The sequence below is a fragment of the Nocardioides sp. Root1257 genome (genome assembly GCF_001425175.1).
Classification (GTDB): domain Bacteria; phylum Actinomycetota; class Actinomycetes; order Propionibacteriales; family Nocardioidaceae; genus Nocardioides.
On the sequence record NZ_LMDV01000009.1, the window covers coordinates 580,512 to 594,690 of the forward strand.

Genomic DNA, 14,179 nt, shown 5'->3' on the forward strand with positions numbered 1-14,179 from the left:
TGGGTAGGGGCTCTCGAGTGGTGACGAGCGTCACCACGACCTATCTCGGAGGTGTCCATGTCCGACGCGCCCGCACCCAGCGGCTCGTCCTCCTCGAGCCGTTGGGCTCTCGTCTACGTCCTGCTCGTCCCCGCGGTGGTCCTGCCGCTGTGGGTCGGGCTCTACGACCGCGAGGACCCGACCTTCCTCGGCTTCCCCTTCTACTACTGGTTCCAGTTCGCGCTGATCCTGCTGGCCGTCGCGCTCACCCTCCCGGCGTACCTGATCGCCAGGGAGGCCGACCGCCGCGACCGCGTGCGCCACGGACTGCCGCCCGAGCCCGACGGCACCGGCACCGACCGCAAGGCCGGTGACGAGCGGTGATCGACAACGTCAACGGCGTCGTCTTCGGCGTCTTCATCTTCCTGTTCCTGCTCGTCACCGTGCTCGGCTTCGCCGCGGCACGCTGGCGCCGCGCCGACCTCGACAGCCTCGACGAGTGGGGCCTCGGCGGTCGCGGCTTCGGCACCTTCATCGCCTGGTTCCTCATCGGCGGCGACATCTACACGGCGTACACCTTCATCGCCGTGCCGGCGACGCTGTACGCCGGCTCCGCGGTCGGCTTCTTCGCGGTGCCGTACACGATCGTGGTCTACCCGCTGATCTTCCTCTTCCTGCCCCGGCTCTGGTCGGTCAGCCACCGGCACGGCTACGTGACACCGGCCGACTTCGTGCAGGGTCGCTACGACAGTCGGGGTCTCGCCCTGGTGATCGCGCTGACCGGCATCCTCGCGACGATGCCCTACATCGCGCTCCAGCTCGTCGGCATGCAGGTCGTCCTCCAGGTCATGGGCATCGGGACCGACACCGGCAGCTGGTTCGTGAAGGACCTGCCGCTCTTCATCGCGTTCGTGGTCCTCGCGGCCTACACCTACTCCAGCGGGCTGCGGGCCCCGGCGCTGATCGCGTTCGTCAAGGACACGCTCATCTACATCGTGATCCTGGTGGCGGTCTTCTACATCCCGTCGCAGATCGGCGGCTGGGACCACATCTTCCAGACCGTGACGGACGGGTTCAACGAGTCGAACGCCACCAACGCCGACGCCATCGCGGCTGGCCAGGCGGCCCCGAAGGCGACCATGCCGCCGCAGCCGCTGCAGTGGGCCTACGCCTCGCTCGCGCTCGGGTCCGCGCTGGCGCTGTTCATGTACCCGCACTCGGTGACCGGTGTGCTATCGACCCGCAGCCGCTCGGTGATCCGCCGCAACGCGGCGCTGCTGCCGGCGTACTCCTTCCTGCTCGGGCTGCTCGCCCTCCTCGGCTTCGTCGCGATCGCGGCGGGTGTCAAGGTCGACAACCCGCAGCAGTCGGTGCCGCAGCTCTTCGAGGACCAGTTCAGCCCGTGGTTCGCTGGGGTCGCGTTCGCGGCCATCGTCATCGGCGCGCTGGTGCCGGCGGCGATCATGTCGATCGCGGCGGCGAACCTGTGGACGCGCAACGTCTACCGGGCCTTCATCAACCGCAGCGCAACGCCCAAGCAGGAGGCGACGCAGAGCAAGCTGGTGTCGCTGCTGGTGAAGTTCGGCGCGCTGGTCTTCGTGCTCGCGCTGTCGAAGGACTTCGCGATCAACCTCCAGCTGCTCGGCGGGGTCTGGATCCTGCAGACGCTGCCCGCGATCGTGATCGGGCTCTACACGCGGTGGATGCACCGGTGGGCGCTCTTCGCGGGCTGGGCGGCCGGCATGGCCTACGGCACCTGGCTCGCGTACGGCGTGAAGTCGCCCGTGCAGGACCACTTCGGTGGCCCGCTGGTGAACTTCCCCGGCACGGAGACGAAGGTCTACATCGCGGTCGTCGCCGTGCTCGTCAACCTGCTCGTCTCCGTCGTCCTCACCGTCGTGCTGCGTGCGATGAAGGTCGACGAGGGGGTCGACCAGACGCGTCCGCAGGACTTCCACGCCGACGCCGGCGACCCGGGTGTCGAGGACGAGCTCTCCCCCGAGACCCCGGTGCACGCCTAGTAGTGGGTAGCGGCGGGGTAGTCCCTGACGATTCGGCCCTCCCGGGGTCTCCGGAAGGGCGAGAACGTCAGGGACTACCCCAGCGGGTCAGGTCAGCAGCCGATCCACGAACGCGCTGCTGAACACCCGCGCCGGGTCGAGGATGTCGAGCATCGCCCGCGCCGAGTCCCAGTTGTCGTTGAGTGGGTAGCCGGTGCGGAAGGTGTTCGGGACCATGGTGTCGACGACCGGCCCCGAGGTCCAGGCGCCGGACGACGTGTAGCCCCAGCCCTTCGACCACTCGGGGCGTACGTCGGCGTACGACGCATAGTTGCTGTAGATCCACTGCTCCATCTCGGCGTAGAACACGTCGGAGTACGGCGTGCCCGGCAGCGTGAGGATGTCCAGCCAGACCGCGCAGTCCCACTCGGGGTGGTCGGGGCGCGGACGCAGCGCGGACATCTGCGGCGACCGGGTCGCGCCGACGTCGCCCGGCTTGTCGACGCCGGTGACCCGGATCTCGACCGGGCCGTTCATCGGGAACCGACCTTGGTTGCGGTAGTCGTCCAGCCGCGTCGAGTAGCGCGTCGTGAACTCCTGGATCACCCGCTGCACGTCCGCGCGCTTGCAGAGGATGGCGTAGCCGTTGGCGGTCACCCGCAGCGTCGAGGGCCGCACGTAGAGGAGCAGGTTCTTCGACCAGCCCCAGATGTCGTAGGTGAACGTCGTGACGAGTCCGGCGGCGACGATGTTGTAGTTGAGCGGGCCGAAGTCGGTGACCGCGCCCGGGTTGCCGCCGACGATCGCGGCCGACAGGTCGAAGATCGACTGCGGCAGGCTGTCGCTGAACGTGTAGTTGTAGGGGCTGGTCACCTGGCGCGACAGCAGCGGCTTGCTGGGAGCCACGCTCCACACCTTCAGCCACGGCTTCGGGGTGAACGGGAACCAGATGGCCTCGACCCGGCCCGCCGACCTGAGGTAGCTGTCGAACGTCTTGCCGCCCGATCCCGCCGGCGCGAACAGCTCCGTCGCCGGCACGTCGAACCAGCTCTGGCAGCGCAGCCGCTGGTTGGCGCCGGCCTGCAGCACCACCTCGGTGATGAACGACCGGCCGACGTGCGCCATCAGCGCGCCGGCCTCGACGTCGTTGCGGTCGTAGGTCTTCAGCACGTACGACGAGGTCGCGGCGTTCCACACCACCGCGGTGATCTGCTGGACCAGGTTGCTGATCGAGCCGTACGTGTGGCCGGCGGGCTTGACCTCGCCGGTCTTCGGGATCGCCGTGCCGTGGCCATCGATGGCGAGCACGCCGCCGACGGTCAGGTCGCCCGGTGCCGGGGAGGCGGTGATGCCCAGGCCGGCGTTCTCCAGCGCGGTCATCATCGCGAGCATCGTGGCGCCGGTCTGCACCCGGACCCGGGACGTGGCGGTGTCGACCGAGATCGCGGTCAGCTTCGTCTTGGTGTCGACGAGCACGACGTTGGCGGCGTCGCTGCCGTCGGCGGCCAGCGACAGCGGCGACCAGTTGTGGGAGCTGCCCTTCGCGCGCAGGCGCCAGCCCTTCGACCGCGCCCAGTTCGCCAGCGTGACGACGTCGGCCGGCGCGTTCGGCGTGCACGTCCAGACGCCGTCGACGGCGATCGCGCCCGACCAGTTCTTGTAGGCCTGCTGGAAGAGCGGGATGCCGGCGGGGAAGCCCGGCGGGGTCGGCAGCGCGGCCTGCGCGGCCGGGATCTGCTCGAAGGGGACCCAGGCGGCGACTCCGGCGGCCGCGGCTCCCTGCATCAGTCGGCGTCTCGTGATCATGCTGTCGTGCTCCCTCACCCTGGATCCCACATCCCGGTGTGACGTCCGTCACTGTAACGAGTTCTAGTTTTCGCCCGCACTGGTCATTTCGGGCCAGTCCGCGCCTGACCCGACCGGTAGCCTCTCCGCCGTGACCTCCCCGGACTCGACGCAGCCCTCGTTCGACCTCGGCCAGGACCACCTCGACCTCCGCGACTGGGTGCACCAGTTCGCCGCGGACGTCGTCCGCCCCGCCGCCTCGGAGTGGGACGAGAAGGAGGAGTTCCCCTGGCCCGTCCTCGAGGAGGCGGCCAAGGCGGGTCTCTACTCGGTCGACTTCATCGTCGCCCAGGCGGTCGACGAGACGGGCCTCGGCTTCCCCATCACGATGGAGGAGCTGTTCTGGGGCGACGCCGGCATCGGGCTCTCGATCGTGGGCACGTCGCTCGCGGCCGCCGGCGTACGCGCGAACGGCACCGACGAGCAGGTGGCCGAGTGGGTGCCGCAGATGTTCGGCACCCCGGGTGACCTCAAGCTCGGCGCCTTCTGCTCCTCCGAGCCCGACGCCGGCTCCGACGTCGGCGCGATGCGCACCCGCGCGACGTACGACGAGGCCACCGACGAGTGGGTGCTCACGGGCACCAAGACCTGGGCGACCAACGGCGGCATCGCCGACGTGCACGTCGTGACCGCGGTCGTCGACCCCGACCTGCGCACCCGCGGCCAGGCCAGCTTCGTGGTGCCGCCCGGCACGAAGGGGCTCAGCCAGGGGCAGAAGTTCCACAAGCACGGCATCCGCGCCTCGCACACGGCCGAGGTCGTCCTCGACGACGTGCGCGTCCCGGGCCGCTGCCTCCTGGGTGGCAAGGAGAAGCTCGACGCCCGCCTCGCCCGCGCCCGGGACGGCAGCGGTGCGCGCGGCAACGCGTCGATGGCGACCTTCGAGCGCACCCGGCCCGCCGTCGGCGCCCAGGCGATCGGCATCGCACGCGCGGCGTACGAGGTGGCGCTCGACTACGCGAAGACCCGCGAGCAGTTCGGCAAGCCGATCATCGAGAACCAGGCCATCGCCTTCAAGCTCGCCGACATGGCCACCTCGATCGAGGCGTCCCGGCTGCTGGTGTGGCGCGCGGCCTGGATGGCGCGACAGGGCAAGAAGTTCGAGAAGGCCGAGGGCTCGATGTCCAAGCTGTTCGCCGGCGAGACGGCGGTCAAGGTGACCACCGAGGCGATGCAGATCCTCGGCGGCAACGGCTTCACCCGCGAGTACCCCGTCGAGCGGTTCTCCCGCGACGCCAAGATCTACACGATCTTCGAGGGCACGTCCGAGATCCAGCGGCTCGTGATCGCCCGCTCGATCTCGGGGGCGCCCATCCGGTGAGCCGCTTCCGCGGCTCGATCGCCGGTGTCGGCACGACGAGCGGGGTCCGCGTCGTCGTCGGGCGGTGGGACACGTCGCCGTACGGCGCGTTCGCGGACGTCATGGTCGAGACCGCCGACGGTCACCGGGTGCTGCTCGCGCCGACCCAGGAGGTGGCCGACTTCGTCGCGTCGACGTACACCTTCGACGAGGTGCGCGTGGAGCCAATCACTGTCAACGGCTGGCTTCTGAGCTCGCCGTCGTTGTCGATCGAGCTCGAGGTCGGCGGCCGCACCGGGCTCGGGCGACTGTTGCGGCTGGTGCCGCAGCGCGTCGCCGAGAGCCCCGCCTGGTGCGCGGTCACCGACCCTGTCGCCCGCGTCGTGATGCCCGGGGTGCGCACCCGAGGGACGGCGGGCAACGGCAGGCGGGAGTGGTACGGCGCGACCGACGTGCACCAGGTCGTCGCGGTGCGAGGCGCCTTCGACGGCGCGAACCTCGGCGGGCTCACGGCGGTCGAGCCGCCACCGCAGTTCGGGTTCTCCTCGACCCCGCGACGGCCGTCGGTCACCGCGGTCGTGACGACCGTGACTGGCTGAGGCGGTTACGCGACGCCCGGCACGATGCGCAGGTCGCGGACGGCGCCACCGTCGAGCGCGGCCAGTGCCTCCTGGTACGCCGGGCTGTCGTGCGCGGCGCGGGCCTGGTCGACGGAGTCGAACTCGATGAGCACGGTCCGGCTCACCTCGCCCGCCTCGTAGGTCTGCTCCGGCAGTCCGCGTGCCACGAACGTGCCCCCGGCGCCGGTGAGGGCGGGGCCGGCCAGCTCGGCGTACGCCGCGAGCTTGGCCTCGTCGTGGATCTCCTTGTAGATGCTGATCCAGTAGGCGGTCATGGGGCCATCGTGCCGGACGGCTACCCGCGCACGGCCGGCAGGACCGTCTCGCAGACCGCGCGCAGGCTGGCCCACGACGGCTCGGCCGGCAGCCCGCCGCAGGCAGGGTGGCTGGTGACCAGCCGGACCTCGCCCACGCGGCAGCGGTCGACGAGGTCGTCGGCGGTGAAGACGGCGTACACGCCGGCCGACCGCATCTCCTCGACGCTGCGCGAGTGGTCGACGACGTAGGAGCTGGCCTCGCCGTGCCACTCCTGGTACGCCGTCGCGTCGGCGAGCAGGTGCCGGCCGTAGCGCTCCCAGAACTCGTCGGGTCGCTCCGCGACGAAGACGTTGGCCGGCCCGCCGTCAGGCGCCTGGAGCACGAAGCCGGGCTCCCGACCGGCCGCCCGGGCGGTCTCCTCGTAGATCGCCTTCAGCTCCGCGGATCCGTGCTGGGGCTGGAAGTTGAGCCCCAGGCGGGCGGCCCGACGCGCTGCTGCCGGGGAGCCGCCGCCGTAGAAGAGGAACGGGTGCGGCTGCGAGTACGGCGCGGGCGTGGTGGTGCCGTCGCGCCAGGCGTCCAGCACCGCCGTGATCCGCTCCTCCACCTCCGCGCCGCGCTCCGACCAGGTCCGCCCGTAGAGCTCGTACTCCACCGGGCGGTAGCCGAGGCCGAACGTGTAGGCCACCCGGCCCTTGCTCAGGTGGTCGAGCACGGCGATGTCCTCGGCCAGCCGGACCGGCTCGTAGAGGTTCACCAGCAGCGCCGAGACGGTGATCGGCACGCGCGAGGTGACCGCCGCGAACGCCGAGGCCACCAGCAGCGGGCTCGGCAGGTAGCCGTCGTCCGCGGCGTGGTGCTCGGAGACCATCAGGGCGTCCATGCCGTGGGCGTCGACGTACGCCGCCTGCTCGACCGCCCGGGCGAAGATCTCCTGGCGGGTGGCCGGGTCGGCGCCCGGGGCGCGGAAGTCGTAGCGGGTGGCGAACTGGGTGCGCGGCATGGCGCCAGCCTCCCAGACCGAGTGGAACTTGTTCTAGTTCCGGGACGACTCCTCAGGCGCGGTGGCGTGCCGCCGATCGAGGACCTGTCCGAGACGGATCTCGGGCCTCGACGCAGCACACCTCCTGGGGGACACGGATGTCCACGACCGGCTCTGCCCTGCTCGCTCGGCTCCGGCCGAAGGAGAAGCCGAAGCCGAAGAAGCACCGGCCGAAGAAGCACCGGCCCAAGAAGCACCGGCCGAAGAAGCACCCGAAGCCCAAACCCAAGCCCAAGCCGAAGCCGAAGCCGAAGCCGAAGCCGAAGCCGAAGCCGAAGCCCCCGACCCCGGCCGTCTCCTACGCCCCGGGCAGCTATCCCCGGACGCCGATCCTCGAGCCGCAGGCACGCCACCTCGCGAACCGCTTCAGCTACGGGATCACGCCGGCCCTCGCGCAGGAGGTGCGCGCGGCAGGCGGGCACCTGGCCTGGTTCGACACCCAGCTCGCGACGGCGTACGACGGCAGTGCCGACAACCTGTGCGACTGGTGGCCCGACCTGCACCGGGACGCCGCGGACCTCTACCAGCGCAGCGCGACCGGCGTCCGTGGCGGCTGGGAGGTGGGCAGCGACTACGGCCGCCGCGCCATGCTGCGGCGCATCACCTCGCCCCGCCAGGTCCTGGAGGTGATGACGGAGTTCTGGGAGAACCACTTCCACGTGCCGGCCGCCGCCGACAACAACTACGCCTTCCGCGCGCCGTACGGCGAGGTGATCCGCGCCGGCGCTCTCGGCCGCTTCGACGACCTGCTCCGGGCGGCGGTCCTGCACCCGGCGATGCTGTTCTTCCTGGGCGCGGGCTCGTCGACGAAGACCAAGCCCAACGAGAACCTCGGGCGCGAGCTCCTCGAGCTGCACACCGTCGGCATCGGCAATTACGGCGAGGACGACGTGAAGGCGTCCGCCCGGATCCTCACCGGCTACAAGGTCGACTCCTACAAGACCTGGGCGGTGACCTACGAGACCTCGTGGCACTGGACCGGCCCCGTGCAGGTGATGGGCTTCTCGGACCCGAACGCCGGCGCCGACGGGCGGGCGACGACCCAGCGCTACCTCACCTACCTCGCCCACCACCCGGCTACCGCGAACCGGATCGCGACCAAGCTCGCCCGTGCCTTCGTGAGCGACACGCCGCCACCGGCGCTGGTCGCAGCCCTGGCCCAGGTCTACCTGGACAACGACACCGCGATCGCCCCGGTGCTGCGGGCGCTGGTGCGCTCTGCCGAGTTCGCCGCGGCCGTCGACGCGAAGCTGCGGGACCCCGACGAGGACGTCGCGGCGACGTACCGCCTGCTCGGCGTCCGGGTCGCGCCGCCGACGACGTCGGAGTCCGCCGGCAACGCGATCTACTGGCAGGTCGGCGCGCTCGGACTCTCGCCGTTCGCGTGGCCGCGACCGGACGGCCAGCCCGTCGACAACGCGTCGTGGGCCTCGCCGACGCGGGTGATCGCGTCGATGTCGCTGCACTGGTCGATGGCCGGTGGCTGGTGGCCCAAGAAGGACGTCACCTTCCGGGCGCCGGCGTCGTGGCGCCCGCAGGCGGAGGCGCTGGCGTTCCGGGACCTGGTGGACCACCTGTCGCGCCTCCTGCAGCACCGTCCGTCGACGGCGCGGCTGCTGCAGGCGTGCTGCGAGGCGGCCGAGCTGAGCCCGACGGCGATGGTCGGCGCGTCCAGCGACCTCTACGACTGGCGGTGGCCGCGGCTGGCCGCGGTCTTCCTCGACAGCCCCGACTTCTACACGCGATGACCGGCCAGGAGAACGCTCCGATGACGACCTCACCCCTCCCGTCCGCCGACTGCGGCTGCCCCGAGTCGCCGCGGCTCGCCGCCTCCCGCCGGGGCGTGCTCCGTGGTGCCGCCCTCGCCGGCGCCACGATGGCCTTCGGCTCGACGATGGTCACGCTCGACGCCCGCCGCGACCCCGCAGGAGCCGCGGCGCCGGCGCGCTCGGTGATCGTGCTGCTGTCGTTGCGCGGCGCCGCCGACGGGCTCTCGCTCGTCGTGCCGCACCGCGAGACCGCCTACTACGCGGCCCGCCCGGGCATCGCCGTACCGGCCGCCTCGCTGCTCGCGGCCGACGCGACCTTCGGGCTGCACCCGTCGCTCGCACCGCTGCTGCCGCTGTGGAACGCCGGCAGGCTGGCGGCGATCCACGCCACCGGCCTCCCGGTCGCCAACCGGTCGCACTTCTCCGCGATGGAGGAGATCGAGGACGCCGACCCGGGCTCCGCGGCCCGCATCGGCTGGTTGAACCGGCTGGTGGGCGCGGCGACGTCCGACTCCAGCCTCGAGGCGCTCGCGGTCGGCAACGGCCTGCCGGCCTCGATGCTCGGCCCGGAGCCCGTCATGTCGTTCCGCTCGCTCGAGACCGCCGCCATCGGCGGGGACGATCAGTGGGACCCCAAGAAGACGCGATCGCGCTCGCTGCACACCCTGTGGGGCTCGTCGGACTCGGCCCTGGGCGTCGCGGCGCGTACGGCGCTGAACGCCGTCGTCAGCCTCGACCCGGCCAAGGCGCAGGCCGACCACGTGTCGTCGTACCCCGACAGCGACCTGGGGCGTGCGCTGTCCGCGATCGCCCGCACGCTGCGCGCCGACCTCGGCGTGTCCGCGGTGACGGTCGACAGCGGCAACTGGGACATGCACGTCGGCCTCGGCAAGCCGACGTCGGGCTGGCTGCAGCGCAACGGCTCCGACCTCGCGTCCGGGATCGCGGCGTTCTTCGCCGACCTCGGCGCGATGGGCGACCGCGTCACGCTGGTGACCCTCAGCGAGTTCGGCCGGCGGGTGCAGGAGAACGGCACCGGCGGTCTCGACCACGGCTGGGGCAACGTGATGTTCGCAGCGGGGGCGGGCGTGAAGGGCGGTCGCTACTACGGCCGGTGGCCGGGCCTGCAGAACACCCTCGACGCCGACGTGTCGGTGACGACCGACTTCCGCAGCGTGCTCGCGGAGGTCGTGCGGACCCGGACCCCGGCGAGCGTGGCCACGGTGTTCCCCGGGTTCGCGCCCGAGACGCTGGGGTTCATGACGGGTCTCTGACCGAAATGGGGTAGCGCGCCTCGGTGCCGCCCACTCCCGGCCGCACCCTGTCGATCCTGGCGTCAGGGTGAGGGAACGGGGGGTTCCGATGCCGTCAGAGCGCGATCGCGCGATTGACCCAGGTCTGCGTCACGTGCATGCCGACCTTCTCGTAGAGACCGAGCGCGCCGGTGCGGGAGTCGGTGTTGAGGCCCGACGTCGTGGCGCCGTGCTCCCGGGCCACCGCGAAGGCGTCGACCAGCATCGCCTGGGCGATGCCCTGGCCGCGCTGGTCCTTGCGGGTGGCGAGCCGGTCGATGTAGCCCTCGGTGCCGTAGGGGTAGACGGTGGTCGCGCCGACGGCCTCGCCGTCGGCGTCGACGACCAGGCGGAGGTTCCACGACTCGAAGCCCGGGCGCTGCACGGTGCGCGCGAGGAAGTCGTCGAAGGGCTCGCGCTCGCGGACCGACCACTCGAGGAAGGCGTCCTCGAGCACGGTCCAGCACGCCGCGTAGTCGTCGGGGGTCGCCTCGCGGATCGAGTAGCCGGGCGGCAGCGCGCGCTCGGGCACGGTGGTGCCCTCGGGCAGCTGGAGCACCCAGCTCTCCCAGCGCACCCGGTAGCCCAGCGCCTCGAGCAGGCGGTCGCCCGCGGAGCCGCGGGGCACGGGCATGCCGACCTCGCTCGCCCCGGCAGCGCGGGCGCGATCCTGCATCCAGGCCGCGAGTGCCGTCCCGATGCCTCGGCCCCGGTGGTCGGGATGCACGGCGGCGTCGCCGCGGTCGGCACCCATGTGCTCGGCGTACGCGACCAGGCGGTCGCCGTCGAAGACACCGAGCGTGCCGGCGCTCACGTCGTACGACGGCCGCTGCCAGTCGCTGATGATGTCGGCCTCCTCGATGGCGACCTCACCGGTGTCGTGGAGCTCCTGGGCCGCCATCACCTCGACGACGGCGGCGGAGTCGGACATCACGAGTGGACGGCCGCTCAGGCCGTCCGGCAGGGCGATCTCGTCAGACATGCAGGCCAGTGTCGCGGAACCCGTCCAGTCACGTCCGCCGAATTACGGCGACTCCTCAGACGCCTGTCGCTCCCGCCGATCGGAGAGGTGTTCGACACGGATATCGATCACAAAGGACACGGACGTCCGAGATGACTACTGAGCAGATTGCCGACGCGCCCACGCGCCGCCGCGCCCTCCGCATCGCGGGTGGTGCCGCCGCCGCGGGCACCCTCGTCGCGACCGGCACGGCGCTGCCCGCCGAGGCCGCGAAGAAGGTCTCCTACCGCCCGGGCCGCTACCCCCGCACGCCCGTGCTGCGCGAGCCGGCCCGCCACCTCGTCAACCGCTTCAGCTACGGCATCACGCCGCAGCTCGCCGCCGAGGTCCGTGCGGCCGGTGGCCACCTCGCCTGGTTCGACCAGCAGCTGGCCACGGCGTACGACGGCAGCGCGGACGACCTCTGCGAGTGGTGGCCCGACCTCCACCGGGAGTCGCTCGACCTCTGGAACCGCACCAGCGGCGGCGTCCGCGGCGGCTGGGAGGTGATGTGGGACTACGGCAACCGCGTGATGATGCGACGGATGGTCTCGCCGCGCCAGGTGCTCGAGGTGATGACCGAGTTCTGGGAGAACCACTTCCACGTGGCGACGAACGCCGACAACATCTTCGTCTACCGCATCTCGTACGGCGACGTGATCCGCCAGCACGCGCTCGGGAGGTTCGAGGACCTGCTCAAGGGCGCCTCGACCCACCCCGCGATGCTGATGTTCCTCGGCAACGCCGGCTCCACGAAGGCGCACCCGAACGAGAACCAGGGCCGCGAGCTCCTGGAGCTGCACACGGTCGGCCTCGGCAACTACACCGAGGAGGACGTCAAGAACTCCGCCCGGATCCTGACCGGCCACCGCGCCGACCTCTACCGGACCTGGGACGCCTACTACTCGGCCAAGGACCACTGGACCGGCCCGGTGCAGGTGATGGGGTTCTCCCACCCGAACGCCGACGAGGACGGCCGGGCCGTCACCGACGCCTACCTCTCCTACCTGGCCCACCACCCCGCGACCGCGCGCCGGATCGCGACCAAGCTGGTGAAGGCCTTCGTCAGTGACACCGTGCCCGCCTCCCTCGTGGACCGGCTGGCCGCCGTCTACCTGGCCCACGACACCGCGGTCGCGCCGGTCCTCCAGGCCCTGGTCCGCTCGCCGGAGTTCAAGTCCGCCGTGGACAAGAAGGTGCGCGACGGCGACGAGGACGTGCTCGCGACGTACCGGCTGCTGGGCGTCGGGGTGCGCAAGCCGAAGAGCGACGCCTCGGCCGCCAACCAGGTCTACTGGCAGACGGCGTCGCTGGGGCTGGCGCCGCTCACCTGGCCACGCCCGGACGGGCAGCCCGTCGACAACGCCTCGTGGTCCTCACCGACCCGGGCGCTCGCCTCGATGACGTTCCACTGGGACATGATCAACGGCTGGTGGCCGGGTGATGCGGTCTCGTTCCCGCGTCCGCGGTCGTGGCTTCCCGACAGCCGGCGCAGCGCGCGGCCGATGCTCTTCCGCGACCTGGTCGACCACCTCTCGCGGCGGCTGCTCCAGCGGCCCTCGACGGCGGCCCTGCTGAAGGCCTGCTGCCAGGCGGCCGGCGTCCGACCGGACGCGCCGATCCGTCGCAGTGCCGAGCTCTTCGAGGACGCCTGGCCGCGGGTCGTCGCGACCGTCCTCGACAGCCCGACCTTCTACCAGCGCTGACCCCAGAACCGGATCAGGAGACCCATCATGAGCGCCCTGCCCACTGAGCCCCTCTGCGACTGCCGGCCCGCGACCAGCGACCTGACCGGCCCCGTCCTCACCCCGTCCCGCCGCTCGCTGCTGCGCGGTGCGGCACTCGCCGGCGCGACGACGATGTTCGGCTCCGCTGCCGTCACCATCGGACCGACGCTGGCCGCCGCCGCGACCCGGCGTACGCCGACCAACGCCGTCGTGGTCGTCTCGCTGCGGGGCGCCGCGGACGGGCTGTCCCTGGTGGTGCCGCACGGCGACCCCGTCTACTACCAGGCGCGGCCGGGCATCGGCATCAAGCGCGAGGCCCTGGTCGCCCAGGACGACTTCTTCGGCATGCACCCGGCGATGGCGCCGCTGCTGCCGCTGTGGAGCGCGGGCAAGCTTGCCGCGATCCACGCGACCGGGCTGCCCGCGCCGAACCGCTCCCACTTCGCCGCGATGGAGGAGCTCGAGGACGCCGACCCGGGCTCGACCAGCCGCGTCGGCTGGCTCAACCGCCTCGTCGGCAGCGACGACGTCAGCTCGACCTTGCAGGGTCTCGTCGTCGGCCCGAGCATCCCGACCTCGATGGTGGGACCCGAGCCGGTCATGTCGTTCGCATCGCTCGACACCGCCCGCGTCGCCGGCAGCGACCGGGGCAGCGACCCGAACGGACGGCGGATGAGGGCGCTGCGGACCCAGTGGTCGCGCAGTCGCAGCCCGATGGGCAACGGCTTCCGCGAGGCCCTCGACGCGGTCGTCGACCTCGACCCCGCCCGCGCCGAGCGGGCCCGGCCGAAGCTCTACCCGGAGGGCGACCTCGGCGAGGCGCTGTCGGCGGTCGCGCGGACGCTGCGGGCGAACGTGGGCGTCTCGGCGGTCACGGTCGACAGCGGCAGCTGGGACATGCACGTCGGCCTCGGTGCCGCCGGCGGCGGCTGGATGCAGCGCAACGCCGGCGACCTGGCCGCCGCGATCGCCGCGTTCTTCGCCGACCTCGGCTCGGTCGGTGACCGGGTCACCCTGGTGACGATCAGCGAGTTCGGCCGGCGGGTGCAGGAGAACGCCAACGGCGGGCTCGACCACGGCTGGGGCAACGTGATGCTGGCCGCCGGCGCCGGCGTGAAGGGCGGTCGTTACTACGGGACCTGGCCGGGGCTCACCAACGCCCTGGACTCCGACGTCTCGGTCACGACCGACTACCGCAGCGTCCTCGCCGAGGTCGTCGCCGCCCAGACCACGGCCTCGACGGCGGACGTCTTCCCCGGCTTCCAGCGCGAGCGCGTGGGGTTCATGGTCGGCCAGTAGGACCCGCGGACACGACGAAGGCCCGCCCCCTCGAGAGGGGAGCGGGCC

Annotated in this window: 12 protein-coding genes; 8 read left to right on the forward strand and 4 right to left on the reverse strand. The window is 71.8% G+C overall.

Annotation, left to right across the window (positions count from 1 at the left end):
- The first annotated feature begins 57 nt into the window (after nt 1-57).
- Together ASC77_RS16955 and mctP are read left to right on the forward strand one after the other, a co-directional pair.
- Nucleotides 58-363, forward strand: coding sequence for a DUF3311 domain-containing protein (locus tag ASC77_RS16955; RefSeq protein WP_056155553.1), 306 nt, complete (start codon nt 58-60; stop codon nt 361-363).
- Nucleotides 360-2,000 carry a monocarboxylate uptake permease MctP gene (gene mctP / locus ASC77_RS16960; RefSeq protein ID WP_056155556.1) on the forward strand — a complete coding sequence of 547 codons (1,641 nt, stop codon included), beginning with the start codon at nt 360-362 and terminating at the stop codon, nt 1,998-2,000. The genes ASC77_RS16955 and mctP overlap by 4 nt, the downstream gene beginning before the upstream one ends.
- 87 nt (nt 2,001-2,087) lie before the next feature.
- On the opposite strand, the gene ASC77_RS16965 is transcribed toward mctP, so the two are convergent.
- Nucleotides 2,088-3,785 (reverse strand): cholesterol oxidase substrate-binding domain-containing protein, encoded by a 1,698-nt coding sequence (locus ASC77_RS16965; RefSeq protein WP_056155559.1) that lies wholly within the window; start codon nt 3,783-3,785, stop codon nt 2,088-2,090.
- Between the two features lie 130 nt (nt 3,786-3,915).
- On the opposite strand from ASC77_RS16965, the gene ASC77_RS16970 reads away from it, so the two are divergent.
- Together ASC77_RS16970 and ASC77_RS16975 are read left to right on the forward strand one after the other, a co-directional pair.
- Nucleotides 3,916-5,145 carry an acyl-CoA dehydrogenase family protein gene (locus ASC77_RS16970; RefSeq protein ID WP_056155562.1) on the forward strand — a complete coding sequence of 410 codons (1,230 nt, stop codon included), beginning with the start codon at nt 3,916-3,918 and terminating at the stop codon, nt 5,143-5,145.
- Nucleotides 5,142-5,723: a hypothetical protein gene (locus ASC77_RS16975; protein WP_056155565.1), complete on the forward strand. Its 582-nt coding sequence runs from the start codon at nt 5,142-5,144 to the stop codon at nt 5,721-5,723. The genes ASC77_RS16970 and ASC77_RS16975 overlap by 4 nt, the downstream gene beginning before the upstream one ends.
- A 5-nt stretch (nt 5,724-5,728) precedes the next feature.
- Here the strand turns inward: ASC77_RS16975 and ASC77_RS16980 are convergent, their stop codons facing one another.
- Together ASC77_RS16980 and ASC77_RS16985 are read right to left on the reverse strand one after the other, a co-directional pair.
- Entirely contained in the window at nt 5,729-6,019 is a 291-nt protein-coding gene (locus ASC77_RS16980) for a DUF1330 domain-containing protein (RefSeq protein WP_056155567.1), read from the reverse strand.
- A 20-nt stretch (nt 6,020-6,039) separates the two neighbouring features.
- Nucleotides 6,040-7,005 carry an LLM class flavin-dependent oxidoreductase gene (locus ASC77_RS16985; RefSeq protein WP_056155571.1) on the reverse strand — a complete coding sequence of 322 codons (966 nt, stop codon included), beginning with the start codon at nt 7,003-7,005 and terminating at the stop codon, nt 6,040-6,042.
- Between the two features lie 137 nt (nt 7,006-7,142).
- Between ASC77_RS16985 and ASC77_RS16990 the strand changes: the two genes are divergently transcribed.
- Entirely contained in the window at nt 7,143-8,792 is a 1,650-nt protein-coding gene (locus ASC77_RS16990; RefSeq protein ID WP_056155573.1) for a DUF1800 domain-containing protein, read from the forward strand.
- A gap of 20 nt (nt 8,793-8,812) precedes the next feature.
- Nucleotides 8,813-10,087, forward strand: coding sequence for a DUF1501 domain-containing protein (locus ASC77_RS16995; RefSeq protein ID WP_082574955.1), 1,275 nt, complete (start codon nt 8,813-8,815; stop codon nt 10,085-10,087).
- 94 nt (nt 10,088-10,181) lie between these two features.
- On the opposite strand, the gene ASC77_RS17000 is transcribed toward ASC77_RS16995, so the two are convergent.
- The gene (locus ASC77_RS17000) at nt 10,182-11,087 is read right to left on the reverse strand and encodes a GNAT family N-acetyltransferase (RefSeq protein WP_056155577.1); all 906 of its coding nucleotides are present in this window, start codon (nt 11,085-11,087) and stop codon (nt 10,182-10,184) included.
- 131 nt (nt 11,088-11,218) lie between these two features.
- On the opposite strand from ASC77_RS17000, the gene ASC77_RS17005 reads away from it, so the two are divergent.
- Both ASC77_RS17005 and ASC77_RS17010 read left to right on the forward strand, forming a co-directional pair.
- Complete coding sequence (locus ASC77_RS17005) at nt 11,219-12,811, forward strand: DUF1800 domain-containing protein (RefSeq protein ID WP_056155580.1); 1,593 nt, start codon at nt 11,219-11,221, stop codon at nt 12,809-12,811.
- A 27-nt stretch (nt 12,812-12,838) separates the two neighbouring features.
- Nucleotides 12,839-14,131 (forward strand): DUF1501 domain-containing protein, encoded by a 1,293-nt coding sequence (locus ASC77_RS17010; RefSeq protein ID WP_056155583.1) that lies wholly within the window; start codon nt 12,839-12,841, stop codon nt 14,129-14,131.
- Nucleotides 14,132-14,179 lie beyond the last annotated feature (48 nt).